This is a genomic window from Rufibacter immobilis (genome assembly GCF_003721565.1).
Classification (GTDB): Bacteria; Bacteroidota; Bacteroidia; order Cytophagales; family Hymenobacteraceae; genus Nibribacter; species Nibribacter immobilis.
This window is the reverse complement of record NZ_RJJE01000017.1, coordinates 1,163,908-1,183,682: the sequence shown is the minus strand read 5'-3', so window position 1 is coordinate 1,183,682 and position 19,775 is coordinate 1,163,908. Positions and strand designations below refer to the sequence as shown.

15 protein-coding genes are annotated in these 19,775 nt (G+C 46.8%); 10 read left to right on the top strand and 5 right to left on the bottom strand.

Annotation, left to right across the window (positions count from 1 at the left end; all coding sequences use genetic code 11):
• The first annotated feature begins 109 nt into the window (after window positions 1–109).
• The 5 genes from EFA69_RS17915 to EFA69_RS17895 all read left to right on the top strand — a co-directional run bounded on the left by EFA69_RS17915 (window position 110) and on the right by EFA69_RS17895 (window position 8,527).
• Window positions 110–766, top strand: coding sequence for a trimeric intracellular cation channel family protein (locus EFA69_RS17915; RefSeq protein WP_123134432.1), 657 nt, complete (start codon window positions 110–112; stop codon window positions 764–766).
• 361 nt (window positions 767–1,127) lie between these two features.
• Complete coding sequence (locus EFA69_RS17910) at window positions 1,128–1,850, top strand: hypothetical protein (protein WP_148041408.1); 723 nt, start codon at window positions 1,128–1,130, stop codon at window positions 1,848–1,850.
• A 70-nt stretch (window positions 1,851–1,920) separates the two neighbouring features.
• Window positions 1,921–4,635 (top strand): TonB-dependent receptor, encoded by a 2,715-nt coding sequence (locus EFA69_RS17905; protein WP_245964624.1) that lies wholly within the window; start codon window positions 1,921–1,923, stop codon window positions 4,633–4,635.
• A complete protein-coding gene (locus EFA69_RS17900) occupies window positions 4,635–5,780 on the top strand; it encodes a DUF4249 domain-containing protein (protein WP_123134429.1) in 1,146 nt (381 codons plus the stop codon). The genes EFA69_RS17905 and EFA69_RS17900 overlap by 1 nt, the downstream gene beginning before the upstream one ends.
• 398 nt (window positions 5,781–6,178) lie before the next feature.
• Window positions 6,179–8,527 (top strand): hypothetical protein, encoded by a 2,349-nt coding sequence (locus EFA69_RS17895; protein WP_123134428.1) that lies wholly within the window; start codon window positions 6,179–6,181, stop codon window positions 8,525–8,527.
• A 68-nt stretch (window positions 8,528–8,595) separates the two neighbouring features.
• Here EFA69_RS17895 and EFA69_RS17890 read toward each other — a convergent pair whose 3' ends face one another.
• The gene (locus EFA69_RS17890; protein ID WP_183906855.1) at window positions 8,596–9,153 is read right to left on the bottom strand and encodes a DUF1003 domain-containing protein; all 558 of its coding nucleotides are present in this window, start codon (window positions 9,151–9,153) and stop codon (window positions 8,596–8,598) included.
• A gap of 470 nt (window positions 9,154–9,623) precedes the next feature.
• Here EFA69_RS17890 and EFA69_RS17885 point away from each other — a divergent pair, with 470 nt between their 5' ends.
• The 5 genes from EFA69_RS17885 to EFA69_RS17865 all read left to right on the top strand — a co-directional run bounded on the left by EFA69_RS17885 (window position 9,624) and on the right by EFA69_RS17865 (window position 17,146).
• Window positions 9,624–10,544 carry a DUF808 domain-containing protein gene (locus EFA69_RS17885; RefSeq protein WP_123134427.1) on the top strand — a complete coding sequence of 307 codons (921 nt, stop codon included), beginning with the start codon at window positions 9,624–9,626 and terminating at the stop codon, window positions 10,542–10,544.
• A gap of 146 nt (window positions 10,545–10,690) precedes the next feature.
• The gene (locus tag EFA69_RS17880) at window positions 10,691–11,116 is read left to right on the top strand and encodes a hypothetical protein (protein WP_123134426.1); all 426 of its coding nucleotides are present in this window, start codon (window positions 10,691–10,693) and stop codon (window positions 11,114–11,116) included.
• A gap of 291 nt (window positions 11,117–11,407) precedes the next feature.
• A complete protein-coding gene (locus EFA69_RS17875; protein WP_123134425.1) occupies window positions 11,408–12,490 on the top strand; it encodes an efflux RND transporter periplasmic adaptor subunit in 1,083 nt (360 codons plus the stop codon).
• Window positions 12,491–12,516: 26 nt separating this feature from the next.
• Window positions 12,517–15,723: an efflux RND transporter permease subunit gene (locus EFA69_RS17870; protein ID WP_123134424.1), complete on the top strand. Its 3,207-nt coding sequence runs from the start codon at window positions 12,517–12,519 to the stop codon at window positions 15,721–15,723.
• The gene (locus EFA69_RS17865; RefSeq protein WP_123134423.1) at window positions 15,713–17,146 is read left to right on the top strand and encodes a TolC family protein; all 1,434 of its coding nucleotides are present in this window, start codon (window positions 15,713–15,715) and stop codon (window positions 17,144–17,146) included. The genes EFA69_RS17870 and EFA69_RS17865 overlap by 11 nt, the downstream gene beginning before the upstream one ends.
• Before the next feature lie 133 nt (window positions 17,147–17,279).
• On the opposite strand, the gene EFA69_RS20565 is transcribed toward EFA69_RS17865, so the two are convergent.
• The 4 genes from EFA69_RS20565 to EFA69_RS17850 all read right to left on the bottom strand — a co-directional run bounded on the left by EFA69_RS20565 (window position 17,280) and on the right by EFA69_RS17850 (window position 19,566).
• Window positions 17,280–17,606 (bottom strand): dihydrofolate reductase family protein, encoded by a 327-nt coding sequence (locus EFA69_RS20565; RefSeq protein ID WP_245964623.1) that lies wholly within the window; start codon window positions 17,604–17,606, stop codon window positions 17,280–17,282.
• A complete protein-coding gene (locus tag EFA69_RS20560) occupies window positions 17,522–17,800 on the bottom strand; it encodes a hypothetical protein (protein WP_245964622.1) in 279 nt (92 codons plus the stop codon). Before EFA69_RS20560 ends, EFA69_RS20565 begins: the two co-directional genes overlap by 85 nt.
• Before the next feature lie 240 nt (window positions 17,801–18,040).
• The gene (locus EFA69_RS17855) at window positions 18,041–18,430 is read right to left on the bottom strand and encodes a hypothetical protein (RefSeq protein WP_123134422.1); all 390 of its coding nucleotides are present in this window, start codon (window positions 18,428–18,430) and stop codon (window positions 18,041–18,043) included.
• The gene (locus EFA69_RS17850) at window positions 18,430–19,566 is read right to left on the bottom strand and encodes a hypothetical protein (protein ID WP_123134421.1); all 1,137 of its coding nucleotides are present in this window, start codon (window positions 19,564–19,566) and stop codon (window positions 18,430–18,432) included. The genes EFA69_RS17855 and EFA69_RS17850 overlap by 1 nt, the downstream gene beginning before the upstream one ends.
• Window positions 19,567–19,775 lie beyond the last annotated feature (209 nt).

Sequence of the window (19,775 nt, the reverse complement as noted above, 5' to 3'; positions counted from 1 at the left end):
GCCGTTTAGGGGCTGTTTTTCCTAAAACAGCCCCTAAACGGCTTTCGTTCAGCCGGTGTAGTTTCCTTTCCGGCGCTTTTGCGTAGTTTAGGTTCAAATTGCCACGCTCATGCCCCAGCTTCCAATCTCTGAACTTCCGGTTTCTGCCCTCATTCCGGCCATTGACATCATTGGTACGTTTGTGTTCGCCATCAGCGGAACGCTCACCGCCGCTTCCAAAAAATTGGACCCGTTCGGGGCCTCCGTAATTGCCTTCGTGACGGCATTGGGCGGCGGTACCTTACGCGATGTGCTGCTGGATGTGCGGCCGGTCTGGGTGCAGGAAGAGAAGCTTCTGATCACCGTGTTTGTCTCTGTGATGGTGACGCTTCTTTTTCGGCAAAAAGTGGAGAAATACCGCAAAACCATGTTTCTGTTTGATACCCTGGGCATTGCCATGTTCACCATTCTGGGGTTGGAGAAAGCGCTCCGGTTTGGGGTTCCACCGCTGATTGCGCTGGTCATGGGGGTGGTGAGCGCAGTGTTTGGCGGTGTGGTGCGCGATATTCTCTGCAATGACATTCCGCTGATCTTCCGGCGCGAGATATACGCCACTGCCTGTCTGGCCGGGGGGGTAGCCTATCTGCTCATGCGCCTGGCGCCGGTACCCGGAGAGGTACCCATGACCGTGGCCGTAGGTATTATCATTGTAATCAGATTGCTGGCGGTGCGCCTGAAATGGGCCTTCCCTAACCTGAAGCCGGAGGAGGAAAATATTAGTTTATAGTTACTCTGGCTTCTCTACCAGGACAATAATCATCCCTATAATGCATATTAGTAATTATATAAATAAAAAGGCTTATATAGTAGTGTATCTAAACTTGATTTTAGGGTTATGATAGAGATAAAGGTTGAACTCTGAAATAAATGGTAAAAGGTAATCCTCAAAATATAATAAGAAAGGCATAAATAACAGTATTCTCTTTTTATTTATGCCTGCGCCTAATACTGAAACACTATCTAACGATATTATCACTAGTAATTGAAATTACGCTGAAACAAGAAGATTGAGTAAACATAAATCTCATTAATAATGATATGTTTGCTTAAGTTTTTTACTTCATGTCTATTAGTACAGATCTACTTTTATGAAAAGAACAGCAAAGGCACATTTGGTCTCTTTACTCTTTGCATTTGTTTTTTATCTTCAATGCACAGCGCAAGAGAAAAAAGACAGTGCTTTTTATGTTGGTGTCACTAAAAACCTAGAAGAAAATACTTTAACCCCAAAGGCCAATCTGTTAAACGGGTTTGAGTATATAAGCATCGCCTATGATTCAAGGAAAGGTCACCCTTATTTCGGGGCTTCTACGTTTCAGACCGGGAGTTTGCTGTATGAAGGAATTATTTACAAGAATGTGCCGCTCCTGTATGATCTTTTCCAAGATGAGCTTATTGCTGGTGATACCAGAAAAGTAGGTCTGGTAATAAATTTAATTAAAACGAAAGTGACAGAATTCTATTTAGGTGACCACCGCTTCATCTACTTAGAACCCCTTAATAAAAATATAAAAGGTTTTGCGGGATTCTATGACTGCTTATATGATGATTCTGTTCAAGTATTGGTAAAAAGATCAAAGAAAGGATTAACCTCTGGCAGAGGAGAGATATCGTCTTTTAAAGATATGAACTCTTATTATATTAAAATAGGAAATGTATTTACAGAAGTCAACGATAAAAAGAGTTTACTAAATGCCTTTGACGATAAAAAGATGGAAATGCTGCACTTCATGAAAAGGGAAAAGGTTAAGTTCTCTGAAAATCCTGAAGGGGCCTTGGTGAAGATGGCAGACTATTACAGATCATTATAATTTTAGTATGCGCAATTTTCTGCTTTTTATATTTTGTATTCAGTTTTTCCTGTTCAGTAGTAAGGCAAGCTTGGCCCAACGATCTGGCAGTGTAACGCTACAGGTGAATAACAGCTCTATAGAAGAGTTCGTACAGCAGATTGAGTCAAAGACGCCGTTCCGCTTTTTCTATGACCCTCACCAACTTGCTGACATAAGAATTACCCTTCAAATAAATGAACAGCCTATTGCGTCTGTTCTTGAGCAAGCTTTTAAAGGAACCAACATCCAATTTGCCATTGACCCCCAACAGAATGTTTTCCTGGTGAGAGGAAAGGAAATTGCCACGACGCTTCCGCCTGATCTTTTTCCGGCTCCCGCAGGTCTTGTGGACAAGGCAAAGTCAGTTGCCAGGCAGCAACTACCATTGGAACCAGGTAAAACGGCGTTTATCGCAGCACAAGAGAATAAGGTATATGTGATAGGGGTAAAGGGCTTGAACCAAGAGGCTAGGGCTACTATCTCAGGCTTCGTGAAAGAGGCAGGTACTGTGAAACCGCTTATTGGGGCAACCATCTTTCACCAGACGACTGGGGCAGGGACGGCTACAGATGGGAACGGATATTTTACATTGACTTTGCCTAAAGGCCCTCAGGCCTTAACCATCAGAAGCCTAGGAATGAAAGATGCCAAAAGGCAGGTAATACTTTTTTCAAATGGATCACTTGATATTGCCTTGTTTCCGGCGAACACAGCTCTAAAAGAAGTTTTGGTGCAGGCTGAGGAAGAATCTAATATTAAGAAGTTGCAGATGGGAATGGAGAAGTTAGACGTGAGTACTATCAAGCAAGTACCCACCGTATTTGGTGAGGCAGATGTATTGCGTGTGATTCTGACTCTGCCAGGCGTGAAATCTGTTGGGGAGGCTACCACAGGTTTTAACGTGCGCGGGGGAGCAACAGACCAAAACCTGATCCTTTTCAATGATGCCACTCTTTACAACCCATCACACTTCTTTGGTTTTTTCTCTGCCTTCAATCCAGAGATCATAAAAGATGTGGAGCTATATAAGAGCAGCATTCCGGCTAAGTACGGGGGGCGGGTCTCATCTGTGCTGAATATTAACAGCCGCGAAGGAAACAAAGTCAAAATAGCGGGTTCAGCGGGAATAGGGCTCTTAACTAGCAGGCTTAACCTGGAAGGGCCTCTTATGAAAGACAAATCCTCTTTCTTGTTTGGGACCCGCACCACGTATTCGAATTGGCTCTTGAAATTGCTGCCTAATGACTCTGGGTATAAGGGAAGCAAGGCTTCTTTCTATGATGTGAATCTGCATCTTAACCACCAGTTCAATGAGAACAACAGATTGGCAGTAACTTCTTATTGGAGCAAAGATGCGTCTAACCTTAACACTGATACCCTTTTCAGCTATAGTAACCGCAACCTGTCTTTAAAATGGAGTCATGCTTTCTCCAGTAAATTCTTCGGCAACTTTACCGTTGGGCAAGACCATTATCACTATGAAAATTATAGCCAGGCAAATCCTATTACGGCTTACAAACTTGCATTCTCACTGAACCAGGCCAACCTCAAAGCAGATTTCACCTATGAGCTGCACCCAAAACACACATTAAGTTTGGGGGCTGGGGCTGTCTACTACAACTTGAAGCCGGGAACGTATCGGCCAATGGGCACTGAATCATTGGTTTTGCCAGTTGAAATTGAGCAGGAAAAGGCACTGGAAAGCGCTTTATATATAGAAGATAATTTCGCAGTAAATCACAGGTTGTCTTTTTCTCTAGGGCTCAGGTTCTCTGTTTTCAACTATCTGGGGGCGCAATCAATAGACACTTATGCTGCCAAATTACCCAAAGATGAATTCTCAAAGACAGGAACCAAAACTTTTGGGGAGAACGAAGTGGTACAGACTTATTCTAACCCAGAAGTACGGATGTCTGGCAGGTATGCGTTTACAGAGAACTTCTCAGTGAAGGCTGGCTACAACACGTTGCGGCAGAACATTCACATGCTTTCTAATACCACCGCCATCGCGCCCACAGACATTTGGAAACTCAGTGACCCTAACATAAAGCCGCAGTTAAGCCAACAGCTGTCTTTGGGTTTGTACCAGAACCTTTTCTCGAACCAACTGGAACTCTCTGCCGAAACCTATTACAAAAAGCTGAAGAATTATCTAGATTATAAAAGCGGTGCAGTGCTGGTCATGAACCCGCACATAGAAACAGATGTGGTCTCTACCCATGGCAAGGCCTACGGCGTGGAGTTGATGGTCAAAAAAGCGGCCGGTAATTTCAACGGGTGGGTCAGCTATACATATTCCCGCATTTTCCTGCAGATGAACGATGCCACGCAGGGGCCGCTCATCAACAAAGGGGAGTTCTACCCGGCGGCGTATGACAAACCGCATGATGTCACGTTTGTGGGCAACCAGAAAATATCCCGGCGCTTCAGCGTCTCCCTGAACATGACCTACAGCACGGGCCGGCCGGTCACCATTCCTATTGGACGGTTCACCTACGGCGGCTCCCAGAAAACCCTGTACTCCGGTCGCAATGATTACCGAATACCAGATTACTTCAGGACAGATCTTTCCCTCAACATTGAAGGCAACCATAAGCTCAAGCAGCTTACCCATAATTCCTGGACTTTGGGGGTATATAACATAACCGGCAGAAAGAATCCTTATTCAGTGTATTTCACCTCAGATAAAGGCGTGGTGAAAGGCTACAAGCTTTCTGTGTTTGGGGCGGCTATTCCGTTTGTCAACTTTAACATCAGGTTCTAATGAAAAGCACATCGTTTTATATATTAGGAGCACTGCTCTTGCTGGTTTCCTGTAAAGAGCCTTTCATCCCAGAACTTGAGCCAACTGAGAAGAGTTTTCTGGTTGTGGAAGGGTATATCAACCTGGGCCAGGGAGCGGTGACCACCGTTAAACTATCCAGAACTTTGCCACTGCAAGACCCTGAAGCACAGCAACCGGAGACCGGCGCCACCTTAACTATTGAGGAAGAAGGAGCCAATGCCGGTTTCACCATGCAGGAACAAACAGCAGGCGTGTATGTATCAGAGCCGTTGAAATTAGAGGCAGGGAAAAACTACCGGGTCAAGATCAAAACCAAGAATGGAAAAATATATGCCTCTACGTATGAAACCGGGAAAGCCACGCCAGCCATAGATGAGGTGATTTGGAAATGGGAAAAGGACGGAATCAGGATTTACGTGAATTCCCATGACCCTTTAAATAATACACGCTATTACCACTGGACCTTTGAAGATGTTTGGCAAATACAATCAGTGGAGAAATCTTACTTTCGGTATGAAAACGGCAAAATGATTGAAAGAACTCCGTTAGAGACTGAACAAATGTTTACTTGCTGGGGATATGGCAAGTCCTCAGATTTATTGTTGGGCTCTACAGCGGGCTTGTCTCAAGACACTATCTCCTTCCCGGTTACGGCCTTTGGCCACCATACCAGCCGCACCAAAATCAAATATAGCATTGAGGTTACCCAGCATGCCCTAAGCCAACAGGAATTCTTCTTTTTACAGGGAATGAAAAAAAATACAAGCGAAATGGGTGGTTTTTTTGATCCACAGCCGTCTGAGGCCCTAGGTAACATTCAGAACTTGGCAGACTCTAATGAAATTGTAGTAGGCTATCTGGGGGCATATTCAACGCAAAAGAAGAGGCTTTTCATCAGAAAAGAAGATTTACCCGAGTTCCCGACTAAAGATAAATGTAATGGCACATACTCCCCAGATCACCCAGATAGTCTGCAGGTTGCTTTTGGCTCAGGCGCTTTCTTACCTACTAGTAAAATCACGGGGGAGATAGAGAACGTGCCCTTCACAATGTTCCTGGGGCTTCAGGCAATATGTGTAGACTGCAGAATATTTGGCAAAAGCGAAAAACCCAGTTATTGGTAAGCGCCTTGCCCTTTAAGAAGTAGCTTTTTCAAGCAGGTCTTTTTTCTGGCCTGTTTTAAGAAAACTGCCCAGAAATAGGAAGACTGACTTACGACACTTTCCACACCCCAGGAAAACTTGCTACAGCACGGCTTTTCGCGCATGGGCTAAGTGAGGAGCTAGTTTCTGTTTCTGACTTGTTTTTTAAAAAATAGCCCCAAAACGCCAGCGCAAGAATAGTAAGGTAGAAAGAACGCAGGCCTTGGGGAGATTAAAATTTGCCAGAGGCTCGTGGGCCTTAACCTTAATAATTCAATAAATTGAGATCTTATAACGGTGTACCCATGGCTGCTTTCCTGAAATATCTTATTAGGCAGATGTTCTGTCTCGTTCTTCTGTTGATAGTTACACAGTGGACAATGGGGCAAAATACCTTGCACCAGGATATTGAAGAGCAATTCAACCAATTTCAACCTAAAGTGCTGCATGAGAAGCTATTTCTGCACACAGACCAGGAATATTATCTGGCTGGGGAGACCTTGTGGTTCAAAGTGTATTATGTAGAAGGGACCACCCATAGACCTTTGGCTTTGAGTAAAATAGCCTATGTGGAGGTGCTGGATAGAAATAAACAGCCGGTGCTTCAGGCCAAAGTAGGTTTAACCGGAGGCATGGGTAAAGGTGCTTTGGAGCTGCCGTTGTCACTTGGCTCAGACCATTACACCATCAGGGCCTATACACTCTGGATGAAGAACTTTAGCCCAGACTTCTTCTTTGAGAAAAAAATTACCCTTGTCAATACCATCTATGAAGCTGGGCAAGAAGAGGCTAAGGTAGAAAATGGGCTAAGGTATGACATTCAGTTTTTCCCGGAGGGGGGGAATCTGGTGATGGGCCTGCAAAGCAAGGTGGCGGTAAGGGCTGTGGGGCCTGAAGGCAAAGGCATTTCTTTTAAAGGGGCTATCGTGAATCAAAAGAATGATACAGTGGCCAAATTCCAACCGTTAAAATTTGGGATAGGTACGTTCTTCTTCACGCCTTTGACTGGCCAATACTACAGAGCAGTAATTTTTCCAGCCAAAGGGAGACCCGTGGTAACAGAAATCCCTGCCATTCATGACCAAGGCTTTACCATGCAGGTGCAGGAAATAGGGCAGGGACAACTGCGGGTAACCATTCATTCATCCCAGAAAGATAATCAGGAGCCGGTTTATCTGTTCGCACATACCAGGCAAATAGCCAAAGTGGCAAAAGGCAGTTCAATGGTAAACGGGCATGCAATTTTCACCATTGACAAAGACCAATTAGGAGACGGCATCTCCAATCTCACCTTCTTTAACCAGAATCAAAAACCTCTTTGTGAACGGCTATATTTTAAAAAGCCAGAAAATACATTGGTGTTAGAGGCTGCTACCACAAAAAGCAAATACACTTCCCGTTCTAAAGTAGAGCTTGACATCTCTACGCTTCTTTCAAAAGGCATTCCTGCAGAGGCTAACCTTTCTGTATCTGTTTTCCACCTGGACTCACTGCAAACACCGGCGCAAGGTAATTTATTGAGCTATCTCTTTTTAACCTCAGAACTTAAAGGTGAGATAGAGGCCCCAAGTTATTATCTCTCCAATAACACACCAGAAGCGGCCATAGCTGTAGACAATCTCATGCTCACGCATGGGTGGCGCAGGTTCAATTGGGAAGACGTAATGCAAAACAACCTGCCTATTATCAGGTATGCCCCAGAATTTGACGGTCTCACAATTGCCGGTACCCTGAAAGCAGATAATAATGGGGCTGCGGCAAAGGGGATTCCTGTTTTTCTGGCGGTGCCAGATACGTTGCCGCAATTCTACGGTGGCATAAGTAACAAGCGGGGTGAGGTGCAGTTCAATGTGCACCCATTTTATGGAAAGCGGGAGATTGTCTGGCAGACAGCCACCCCTAACTATAAAAGTGAGAGTGCTCCCGAGTTGCAGAACCCGTATGCCACAGCTTACTCAACCTGGAAACTTCCTATTTTTGCTTTTCCGGTCAAGCGGCAGGAAAGTCTCTTAGGGCACAGCATTCATGCACAGGTGCAGGCCCTTCATTACACCCCTTCCTTTGCAGCTTCTAAGCCCGTGTCTGTAGACGCCTTGCCTTTTTATGGCACCCCAGATAAAAAGTACGTACTGAAAGAATATACGCCATTCCCTACCTTAGAAGACTCTTTCAAAGAATACATGCCAGAAGTGCTTGTTAGAAAAGCTGACCAAAAAAACCACCTCTACGTAGCAGATGCTAGACGCCAAACATACTTTGAAAACGAACCCTTGCTGCTGGTAGACGGGCTGCCCATTTTCAACGCTGGAAAAATTACCGCCATGTCTTCTGCACTGGTGAAAAGAATTGAAGTAGTTAATAAAAAGTACATGATGGGCGATTTTACCTTTTTCGGCATCTTGAGCATTAGAACCTACAAAGGCAACTTGAACGGAGTTGAACTAGACCCAAATGTTTTTATTTTTGACTTTGAAGGCCTGCAGCAACAACGGGAATTCTTTGCACCTAGGTATGAGGGGCAGCAGCAGCAAATTGCAAGCAGAAAACCAGATTTTAGAAACCTGCTGTACTGGGCAACAGATCTCACAACTAACAATAATGGCAAGGGTGCACTTTCTTTTTATACCTCAGATAAAAAAGGCAAATACCTAGGAGTGATTCAGGGCATTACCAAAGAGGGGGTGGCTGGCTCCCAAACCTTTACGTTTGAAGTCACTGATACTCTATAATAAAAGTTTGAGAGGGATAGATTTTCCGTTTTCAATCTGTTTTCTCAAAAGCAGCCCCTAAACGTAATTCAATTTTTTTTCTGTTTCTGCTGGTGCCGCTCCATGGTATCCATCACTTTTTCGGGGTGCACGTTCTTCATCAGCTCCTCAATCTCGGGGTCGTGGGCTTCCTCAATACCCATCTTCTTGGCGATGGCTGAAACCAAAGTCACCAGGCGGGTAATCTCGTGTTCAGACAGCAGGCTTACCTGTAAGTCAAGATCCGCGCGCTTATCGGCCTGTATATTCATGCGGTTCTGGCTGATGAGCACGAAGGTGGAGAGGAAAATTGCTTCTACTGAGGCAAACATGGCCAGCACCACAAAAGACTCATCAAAGGGCGGCAGACCCAGCCAACCCAGGTTCCAGACAATCCACGTCCCGAACAGCAGCAAGTGCAGCACCACAAACAACATACTGCCGGTAAAGCTGGTGATGGCATCTGAGATGCGCTCTGAGGAGGTGCGCTGCTTTTCCTCCGCTTTCCGTCGGTCTAACAATGCCCGGATGTTCCGCTCCACCACCTGCGCCATCCCCTGGCCTTTAGAGGCCGTTCCTTCCTGTTTTGTCTCTGCGTTCTGTTCCATGGCTCTTCAATCTGAGGCATATACGCCAGACCCTGCCAAGTGATGACGCAGAAGAAGAGAATTTCTTAAATAAAAATTGCATTCCCGTTTAGGAGCTCTTTTTCTGAAAACGGCCCCTAAACGTGAATATCTCTCCTGCGGGTTAGATTGAAATCAAAGATTCCCTCCGGTAGGAGCACCTCTTTAAAGGCGCGACGGTTAACGCAGACCCGGGAAAGACGTACAGGAGGCAAGTTGCCTGTTTTGCTGTTGAAGGAGTTTGTACCAACTCAACTGCGGAGCGCCTTAAAAATATGGCTCGGCCTCTCTGTTTCTGGATATGCCGGATTATATTTATGCGGACGTTTGAGAGAGACACATGGATTAGCCGAAGTTCTGGAAAACTACGGTTAATGGATCTAAGGCAGGAGGGGAGAGATGTCCAGACAAGTTTGAAACAGGAAAAGATTACTTCAACTTAAACATAGAAAATGCCCTCAGGTCTTCTCGCCCTATTAGATGATGTGGCGGCACTGGTAAAAGTCAGTGCGGCAAGCTTAGATGACGTTCCTACGCAGGTGGCTAAAACCACGGGTAAGGTGTCTGGTATTGTAATAGATGACACGGCCGTTACGCCTAAATACGTGGTGGGGCTAGACCCTTCGCGGGAGCTGTCCATCATCTGGCAGATCGCCAAAAAATCACTGTTCAATAAAATCCTGCTCTTAACGCCCGCGGCCTTGGTGCTGGGGTATTTCGCGCCCTTTGCCATTACTCCTATTTTAATGTTGGGTGGCGCTTACCTCTGTTTTGAGGGCTATGAGAAGGTGCACTCTATGTTTGTGCCGCACGCGGAGGAAACACACGGTACCGGCGAGGTGAAAGTGATTACCCCCGAAGAACTGGAGAAAGAGCGCGTGACCAGCGCCGTCCGCACAGATCTGATCCTTTCTTCAGAAATTGTGGCCATCACTTATTCCACCGTGTCTGATCAACCCCTGGTGACCCAGATTGCGGTGATGCTGGCGGTGGCGGTTTTCATTACGGCGGCGGTGTACGGTTTTGTGGGCCTCATTGTGAAAGCCGATGATTTTGGGATGCACCTGGCCAAGAAGAAAAATGCCTCCACCCAGCAACTGGGCCGGAACATTGTGAAATTTATGCCCACTTTTCTCAGTATTCTGGGCTACGTGGGAACGGCTGCCATGCTTTGGGTGGGGGCGGAGATTGTGATTCACGGTATTCCGTTCCTGCACCATCTGGTGGAAGCCATGGAGCATGCCTTGGCTGATATTCCCGTTCTGGCCTGGCTGGCGAAAGTAGTGGCCTGCGCCATCTTTGGAATTATCCTGGGGTTCGTGATCGAGAAGATCGTGGTGCTGGTGAAGGGAATGCTTAAACGATCCAAATAAGTCTGACCCTCATATTTATTAGCAGGACTGGGAAGCTTTCTTCCTGGTCCTGCTTTTTTTTGCTTAACCGCCACATTTTCAGCCTAATAAATAATTAGTACACTTCGTTTGCCAATGAAAATTACCTAGCGTAGCTTTGCCGCACAATGACAAGGGCTTTTGTAACATATCTTCTGTCGCTGACCATCCTTTTTTTAGGAGGGTACAACCACCTGCCTGCACAGGTGCAGCAGAAGGGCTCTTTGTATATTCCTGCCAAGGAGCAGAAAGCTGCTACCTTAGCCAGTGTTGGCCTTTTCCAGCTTGACACAAACTTTATCCTCAGCACTTCCCCTACCAAAGTGGACAAGGCAATTGATAAAATTGCCGGTACAGAAAACCAGGTAGAAGAGGAGGAGTCAGAAAGAGTCAAAGACTCGTTCGGCGGCGCTGATCTTCTTCCCGCGCTTTATTACGGCTTTATTCTCGCTTTTCTCTTAGGCAATCTCAAGCAGATCTTGCTTTTATGTCAGCAGATTGCCTATTCCATCTACCGGAGATGGTACCTTCTCTTCCTGGTTTTCCGCATTTGATCCAACTTTAGTTGGGCAGCTTCCATTGCCTACATCCTCTCTCTTTCACTGCCAGCAACCTTGTGGCAGAAATAAATTCCCAATATTTTAATTTTGAAAGTTAGGGCAAATTCTGTCTATTCAGGATTGGGGATAACATCAGCGTTTGTGGCAACTGTATTGCCCTAGCATTTCTTCAACCTTTCTATTTTGTCCTTGCCCCGTTTGCTGCTGGGCCAGGCATCTGTGTATCTGAGATACACCTTCGCATCTATTTCACTACCTACTTATTATCCATAATCAATCATTGTCATGAAGAGAGTTTTCATGCTCATGAGCCTGTGCGCGGTATTATTCCAGACAGGCTGCGAATCAAAGAAAGAACACAAAGAAGAGGAGACTGAATTTTTGGTCACCAGCCCTTTAGCAAAAGACACCTTGATCACCAAGGAATATGTGAGCCAGATTAAGTCCAGCAGTCACATTGAGATCAGGGCCCTTGAGAAGGGCTATCTGCAGAAAATTTTCGTGGACGAGGGACAATTTGTGAAAAAGGGACAGCTCATGTTCCAGATCATGCCCGCCATGTACCAGGCCGAACTGCAGAAAGCCCAGGCCGAAGCCAGCTTCGCGGAGATTGAGTACCAGAACACCAAGAAACTGGCGGCCAGCAACGTGGTGGCGCCCGGTGAACTGGCCATGGCCAAAGCCAAGCTGAACAAAGCCAAGGCCGAAGTTTCCCTGGCGCAGGTCCACCTGGGCTTCACCCAGATCAGGGCTCCTTTTGACGGCATCATGGACCACTTCCAGGTGCGGTTGGGCAGCTTGGTGGACGAAGGAGATTTGCTCACCACCCTTTCTGACAACAGCAACATGTGGGTCTATTTCAATGTGCCCGAGGCCGAATACCTGGATTACATGACTACCCAGCAGAGCAGCAACAGACCCCAGGTGAAGTTGGAGATGGCTAACCAACAGCTGTTCGAATACCCGGGCGAGGTGCAGACCATTGAAGCCGACTTCAACAACGAGACCGGGAACATCGCGTTCCGGGCCACTTTCCCTAACCCCAAAGGCTTGTTGCGCCACGGCGAAACGGGCAATATCATCATGGAAGTGCCCATGAAGAACGCCCTGCTCATTCCGCAGAAAGCCACTTTTGAGGTGCTGGACAAGAAATATGTCTATGTGGTGGACAAAGAGAATGTGCTGCGCTCCCGGGAGATTATGGTGGCGGCTGAGTTGCCGCACATTTTTGTAGTGCAGAAGGGCCTTAATGAAGGAGACAAGATTTTGCTGGAAGGCTTGCGGCTGGTTCGGGAAAACGAGAAGATCCACACCAAGTTTGTGGAGCCCCGCACCGTGCTGTCACAGTTGAATTTGTACGCGGAGTAGTTTGGGAGCCTTAGAAAGCAAAAGTCATGTTTAGTAAATTCATACGCAGACCCGTATTCGCTATTGTAATATCGGTCATGATTGTGTTTGTGGGCACATTGGCCATCAAAAAACTGCCCATCTCGCAGTTCCCGGACATTGCCCCCACCACCGTCAATATATTTATTGCCTACCCCGGTTCCAGTGCCGATGTACTGGTGAAATCTACCTTAATCACGCTGGAACAGGCCATTAACGGGGTAGAGGGCATGCGCTACATCGCCACTGATGCCACCAGTGCGGGCGAGGCCACGCTCCGGATTATTTTTGAACCGGGCACCGACCCCAATGATGCGGTGGTGCGGGTAAAGACCCGGGTGGACCAGGTCATGCCGCTGTTGCCCGAACTGGTGCAGCGCGAGGGTGTGGTAATCAGTCCGGTGCAGCCCAGTATGTTGATGTACGTGAACCTCTACTCCAAGAGCGAAAGCATGGACGAGAAGTTCCTGTTCAACTACGCCACGGTGAAGATGATCCCCGAGATCCAGCGGATCAAAGGGGTGGCCCGGGCGCAGATCCTGGGTAGCCGCCGGTACGCCATGCGGGTGTGGCTCAACCCAGACCGCATGCGCGCCTATAACATCTCCGTGGAGGAAGTGATGAAGGCCCTTGGAGAGCAGAGCATCATCGGCCGGCCAGGCCGCATTGGGCAAAGCTCTGGTATCGCTGCGCAATCATTGGAATATGTGCTCACCTACAAAGGCCGGTACAACAAACCGGAAGAATATGAGAGCATCATCATCAGGGCCAATGCCGAAGGGGAGAGTATTCACCTGAAGGATATTGCCAAAGTGGAACTGGGCAGCGAGTTCTTTGATATCTATTCCAATCTGGACGGGAAACCTTCGGCGGCCATTGTCCTGAAGCAGAACTACGGCAGTAACGCCAGTGATGTGATCGCCAATGTGAAAGCGCAGCTGGAGGAAATGCGCCCGTACTTCCCGCCCGGCATGGACTACAAGATCAGCTATGACGTGTCGCAGTTCCTGGATGCCTCTATTGAGCAGGTAATCCATACGCTGCGCGACGCCTTCATTCTGGTAGCCTTGGTTGTGTTCATTTTCCTGGGAGACTGGCGCTCCACCTTGATTCCCATTCTGGCGGTGCCGGTTTCTTTGATTGGGGCGTTCTTCGTGATTCAGTTCTTTGGGCTGTCTATCAACTTAGTGACCCTTTTTGCCTTGGTGTTGGCCATCGGGATTGTGGTGGATGATGCCATTGTGGTGGTGGAGGCGGTGCACGCCAAAATGGAGGAAGAACCTCATCTTTCGCCGTACAGTGCGGTGAAAAAAGTATTAGGGGAAATCAGCGGGGCCATTATTGCCATCACGGCGGTGATGGTGGCGGTGTTCCTGCCTATTTCCTTTATGACGGGTCCGGTGGGTACGTTTTACCGGCAGTTCTCCATCACCATGGCTAGCTCCATTGTGATCTCGGCGCTTATTGCCTTGACGCTCACGCCGGTGCTGTGTGCCATGTTGCTGAAAAACCACCACGGGCATGCCAAGAAGCGAAACCTGCTGACCAGAGCCTTAGATAGTTTTAACCGGGGCTTTGAGAAACTTACCGGCCGGTACGTGCGCCTGTTGACAGCCATTGTAAGTAGAAGATGGCTGACCTTTGGCGTATTGCTGGCCTTTGGCGTGGGTATCTTCTACGAGAACCAGATTCTGCCCTCGGGCTTCATACCCAATGAAGACCAAAGTACTATTTACGCTATCATTCAGACGCCGCCAGGCTCTACCCTGGAAAAAACGAACCAGGTGTCTCAGAAGCTTCAGAAGGTCTGTGAGAAAATTGAAGGGGTTGAGTCGGTTTCTTCGTTGGCGGGATATGAGATTATGACCGAAGGCCGAGGCTCCAACGCGGGTACCTGTTTGATCAACCTCAAGCCTTGGTCTGAGCGCCATCACAACGTGAAGGAAATCATGGAAGAACTGGAGGAAAATTCCAAAGGGCTAGGGGCTGTGGTTGAATTCTTTGAGCCACCCGCCATTCCGGGATTCGGTTCCTCTGGAGGTTTCTCCATGCGTTTGCTGGACAAAAACACCGATACCGATTACCATGAGTTTGACAAGATCAACCAGCAGTTCATGGATAACCTGCGCAAGCGCCCAGAGCTCACCGGATTGTTTACCTTCTTCGCGGCTAATTATCCGCAGTATGAGCTGGAGATAGACAACAACCTGGCCATGCAAAAAGGCGTGTCTATTGGCAAAGCCATGGACAACCTGAACATTCTCATTGGCAGTACCTATGAGCAGGGCTTTATCAAGTTCAACCAGTTCTTTAAGGTCTATGTGCAGTCTGATCCTGAGTTCAGAAGACTGCCTTCTGATTTGTTGAAGCTCTACGTGAAAAACGAGGCGGGCGAGATGGTGCCGTACTCCTCGTTCATGAAGCTGAAAAAATCACAAGGACCCAATGAGATCACCCGCTTTAACATGTATAACTCATCTGCCATTCAGGGGTTACCGGCTAAAGGCTACACAACGGCAGACGCTATTCAGGCCATTCAAGAAGTAGCGGCCACGTCTCTGCCGAAGGGCTATGACATTGCCTGGGAAGGGCTTTCCTATGACGAGTCCACCCGCGGGAATGAGTCCATCTACGTCTTCGCGATTGTGTTGGCGTTCGTGTATTTTGTGTTGGCGGCGCAGTATGAAAGCTTTATTATTCCGTTGGCGGTGGTGTTCTCGTTGCCGGTGGGGGTATTTGGGTCTTTCCTGCTGCTGCAACTCATGGGCCTGGAGAACAACATCTACGCTCAGATTGGGCTCATCATGCTGGTGGGGCTCCTGGGTAAAAACGCGGTTTTGATTGTGGAGTTCGCCGTGCTCAAACGGCAGCAGGGAGCCTCCATCTTTGATGCCGCCATTGAAGGAGCCAAAGTGCGTTTCCGGCCTATCTTGATGACTTCGTTCGCCTTTATAGCGGGTTTGATTCCGTTGATTATCGCCACGGGGGCAGGCGCCATCGGGAACCGCACCATAGGGGCCTCTGCCATGGGCGGCATGCTGTTCGGGACCATCTTCGGGGTCATCATTGTGCCCGGTCTGTACTATATTTTCGGCCATTTGGCCGATGGCCGAAAACTGATCAGAGGGGAGGAGGAAACCACCCTCACCGAAGATTATGTGCACGCCAACGATCATTTTGTCCAACCACTAGAAACGGAAACCCATGTTCAATAGAAAAATCAGGAATTGGTTGGGGATAACGTTGGTCACCCTCACCTATTCCGCGTGCAGTGTTCCCACGCTGGTGCAGAAATCAGAAAACAAAATCGTACCTGCGCATTATACCAACGCACAGGACACCACCAACGCCGCGCAGGTGCCCTGGAAGAATTTCTTTGCAGACCCGTTCCTTACGGCCTTGATTGATACGGCTTTGCAGCGCAACCAGGAACTGAACATTACCTTACAGGAAATTGAGATAGCCCGCAACGAAGTAAGAATCAGAAAAGGGGAATACCTGCCATCGGTGGGGCTGCGGGCCGGGGCCGGGGTGGACAAAGTGGCCCGGTTCACCAACATTGGCGCCCTCGAAGCCACCACCGACATTGAGCCCGGCAAAGAGATGCCAGAGCCGCTTCAGGATTATCTGGTGGGAGCGTATGCCACCTGGGAAGTGGATGTTTGGCACAAACTGCGCAACGCCAGAAAATCGGCGGTGAACCGGTATTTGGCCAGCGTGGAAGGCAAGAACTTCATGGTGACCAACCTCATCTCTGAGATTGCCGAAGCCTACTATGAGCTGCTGGCCCTGGACACGCAGCTGGCCATTGTGCGGCAGAATATTGACATCCAGAGCAATGTGCTCAAGATAGTGCGATTGCAAAAGGAGGCCGCCCGCGTGACCGAACTGCCCGTGCGCCGGTTCCAGGCCCAGGTGCTGCATACCCAAAGCCTGCAGTACGAGATTCAGCAGAAGATCACCGAGGCCGAAAACCGCATCAATTTCCTGGTGGGCAGATTCCCGCAGCCCGTGCAGCGGAACACGCAGGCGTTTGAAAGCATAGTGCCCGCCGTGACGCAGACAGGCGTGCCCGCCCAGTTGCTCGCCAACCGCCCCGACATACGGCAGGCGGAGCTGAATCTGGCGGCGTCTAAACTGGACGTGCAGGTGGCCCGTGCTCGGTTCTACCCGTCTCTGGGCATCACGGCAGGAGTAGGGTTGCAGGCGTTCAATCCCACATATCTGTTCAAGCCGGAGTCTATTCTGTACTCACTGGCAGGGGATATCACGGCGCCTTTGGTGAATAGAAATGCCATCAAAGCGGTGTATGCTAGTGCCAATGCCCAGCAGATTCAGGCGGTGTACAACTATGAGCGCACCATTTTGAATGCGTACATAGAAGTGGTCAACCAAGTGGCTAAAATCAGTAATCTGGAGAAAAGCTATGACTTGAAGTCTAGGGAAGTGGAGGCGCTCACGCAGTCTATTGAGATCTCTAACAATCTGTTTACCTCTGCCCGTGCCGACTACATGGAAGTACTCATGACGCAGCGCGATGCCTTGGAGTCCAGATTTGACCTGGTGGAAACTAAAATGCAGCAGATGCAGGCGGTAGTGAATATTTACCGGGCGCTGGGCGGTGGTTGGCGGCAGTAGAACCTGCTTGTTCCATCAAACGATTTGTTTCTAGAAAGCCCTTTTCCCACGTGGTAAAAGGGCTTTTTTCTTGCTCTTAAATAATGGCGTAGGCGTCCGCTTTTGCCTTATATTGTCCTTAAAGTATGTATGCTTACCTTAAACGATAGGTGTGCAGCACAGCTCCGCCTGTAAATTCTTTGGTATGGAGGCGTTTAAAAAGAATTCTGTCCTGGTTGGTTTCAAACAAAAGCCTTCCGCCTCCGGCGATGACCGGATGAATGCAAAGCTGGAATTCATCCAGTAAGCCCAACTGCAGTAGTTGGATGATTAAACTTCGGCTGCCTACCAGAATGTTGCCTCCGGGTTGCCCTTTCAGCGCCAGCACTTCTTCTTTCAGGTCCCGTGTGGCCAGGGTGGCGCTTGCCCAATCCAGCTGGTGCAGAGTGCGGGAAAAGACAATCTTGGAAATTGCCTCCATGTGGTCACCGCAAACTCATCTGTGGCGGGGTTGCCGGTGGGGTTCTCCACTACAGTCCGCCAATATTCCATGAGGTGGTAGGTGACGCGGCCGTACAGAATAGTGTCTGCATCTTTCAACAAATCTGCGTAATGCTGGTGAATCTCTGCATCTGGGTCCACGGCGGTATGGTCAAACATCCCGTCCAAGGTCATGTTGATGGCAGCGATTAGTTTTCTCTTGAGGTGGGGGTTAATTCCATGCTGTTAGCCAAACAATACTGATTAAGTATATTTTTTTATGAAAGAATTTTTAACGCTAACATAGGATGGGCTTACCGTAGGTGGGGAGTAAGCTGAGGTGAGTATAAAGGTAAAAATTAATTTAATTGTAGAGGTAAATGCCAGTAAATTCGCCCGCTTTTGGCAAGGTAATGTTGGTAGATTTGTTTCTATTTATGGTTTATATGTCCAACCTCTACTTACTGCAAAATCACGTAGTTTTCCTGCTTTCTTTGTCTTTTGATTTTTGCTTGTAACTTTTGAAAAGTCTATATAAGAATGTCCATCAAATGGAAAATTATCATCTACAACAGATATTTGTTCAGTAGATGTTACTTCTGGATTAGATAATGACAATACTCCATAAGAATTGTATTCCTTAGAGTAGTGGTCGTAAGAATCTCTAGCACTAAATTTCTCCCCATTGTAAACTGATAACTGGTCATTATCTTTTTCAGAGGGGGTAAATGCCTTTGAGGAAATAATAAACGCTTGTGATGAGACTATGTCATTGACCACAAATGTCGGATGTATTTGTCTGTGAAAAAGCAATTTGTCTTCCATTAGAGATATTTTGCAATAAGTCTATTTAAAATCGCCCAACCTTCCTTATTGTTTAATATCATTTGACTTTCCATTTCATCAGAATCTTCATTGTCATTATAGTAGAAAAAATTTGATGACAATGTTTCCAGTTCAATACCAACAATTACATTTTTATTCTCCTTTTTCCATTCAAGTTGAATATTGCCTTCAATGGTAGGAAAAATCGCAGGAAGTGCTAATTTGTTGTCAAAATATGAATTAAAAAAGTCTCCAAAATTTATAAGCTTTTCCTTGTTTAAAGCTTTGCCTTGACCTTCATACCAATTATTTTCTAATTTAATTAGATTATTAATACGGAGGAAAACATCAAGGGGATCTAATACATCTATTGACTCGACTTCTAAAATTTCTACAATTTTATCATTCCAATTAAATAAAGCTGTACCCTTAAGCGATATATATGTCCTGCTTTTATATTCATTAAAAGCAGTAAAAACAGTACTCTTTATTTGGTCAGTTAATGGACACTTAATATTGCCTGCCTCAGTTTCTAATTGGAATGTATTAATTGCTTGATTAATCTCAGGAACGAGAGCAAATAACTTGATATTATCTGTGTATTCTTGCTTTTGCTCGCTTGAAAGCAATATTTTTTTTCTTGTTGCCTTGTTTAATATAGCTTTTGAACTTACTTTAGTTATATAATTATAACCAAAGTCAATTGATTCATTATCCTGTAAGTTCTTTCCAATCTTGTTAAAATAAGACAAGAGTTTCAAGTCGGGTTCTCTAGGAATATCACCATTATTTACAGATTCAATTATTGATACAATCTTATCTTTTGCTTTTTCAAAATATGTAAAGTTGTTTGCGTTATCTAAGGGTAAGCTAGAAGATAATGAAATGGCGCTTGCAATAGCAAATTTCGCAACAGAGCTACCTTCTTCAATGTCGACAAGTTTTAAATATATACCGTCAGAAAATCCCTTTGGAACACGCTTTCTGTTACCGTTTTCATTTAGATAAATGACTTTTGCGATTTCTACAAGTAAATCTTCAAGCGCTGTAAAGTCCTCTAAAATGTTTACAGGCAAAGAATGGTCCTCGAAACGAGGTCCAGATAGACGAGGCGCTATAAATACTTTTTCTTCCATTCTTGAGTTGCGAAATATACGAAAAATTCCTTAACATGTTTAATAAGGTCTAATTTCAAAATTTCTGCCAACGGCCTGGTATGAATGACGCCAATGGCCGTCGGCCGAGGTGAAGTTCATGCATTGTTAGTTTTAGTTTTTCTACCCACTTCTCCGGCACCTCTTTCCGCTTTTGCCCCTTGCCCAACATTAGCCCCAGCCTCTACTGT

What these genes read in the sequence shown, in the direction of transcription:
- EFA69_RS17915 (WP_123134432.1), top strand. Translation starts at nt 110, where the DNA reads ATGCCCCAGCTTCCAATCTCTGAACTTCCGGTTTCTGCCCTCATTCCG.
- EFA69_RS17910 (WP_148041408.1), top strand. Translation starts at nt 1,128, where the DNA reads ATGAAAAGAACAGCAAAGGCACATTTGGTCTCTTTACTCTTTGCATTT.
- EFA69_RS17900 (WP_123134429.1), top strand. Translation starts at nt 4,635, where the DNA reads ATGAAAAGCACATCGTTTTATATATTAGGAGCACTGCTCTTGCTGGTT.
- EFA69_RS17895 (WP_123134428.1), top strand. Translation starts at nt 6,179, where the DNA reads ATGGGGCAAAATACCTTGCACCAGGATATTGAAGAGCAATTCAACCAA.
- EFA69_RS17890 (WP_183906855.1), bottom strand. Translation starts at nt 9,153, where the DNA reads ATGGAACAGAACGCAGAGACAAAACAGGAAGGAACGGCCTCTAAAGGC.
- EFA69_RS17885 (WP_123134427.1), top strand. Translation starts at nt 9,624, where the DNA reads ATGCCCTCAGGTCTTCTCGCCCTATTAGATGATGTGGCGGCACTGGTA.
- EFA69_RS17880 (WP_123134426.1), top strand. Translation starts at nt 10,691, where the DNA reads ATGACAAGGGCTTTTGTAACATATCTTCTGTCGCTGACCATCCTTTTT.
- EFA69_RS17875 (WP_123134425.1), top strand. Translation starts at nt 11,408, where the DNA reads ATGAAGAGAGTTTTCATGCTCATGAGCCTGTGCGCGGTATTATTCCAG.
- EFA69_RS17870 (WP_123134424.1), top strand. Translation starts at nt 12,517, where the DNA reads ATGTTTAGTAAATTCATACGCAGACCCGTATTCGCTATTGTAATATCG.
- EFA69_RS17865 (WP_123134423.1), top strand. Translation starts at nt 15,713, where the DNA reads ATGTTCAATAGAAAAATCAGGAATTGGTTGGGGATAACGTTGGTCACC.
- EFA69_RS20565 (WP_245964623.1), bottom strand. Translation starts at nt 17,606, where the DNA reads ATGGAGGCAATTTCCAAGATTGTCTTTTCCCGCACTCTGCACCAGCTG.
- EFA69_RS20560 (WP_245964622.1), bottom strand. Translation starts at nt 17,800, where the DNA reads ATGACCTTGGACGGGATGTTTGACCATACCGCCGTGGACCCAGATGCA.
- EFA69_RS17855 (WP_123134422.1), bottom strand. Translation starts at nt 18,430, where the DNA reads ATGGAAGACAAATTGCTTTTTCACAGACAAATACATCCGACATTTGTG.
- EFA69_RS17850 (WP_123134421.1), bottom strand. Translation starts at nt 19,566, where the DNA reads ATGGAAGAAAAAGTATTTATAGCGCCTCGTCTATCTGGACCTCGTTTC.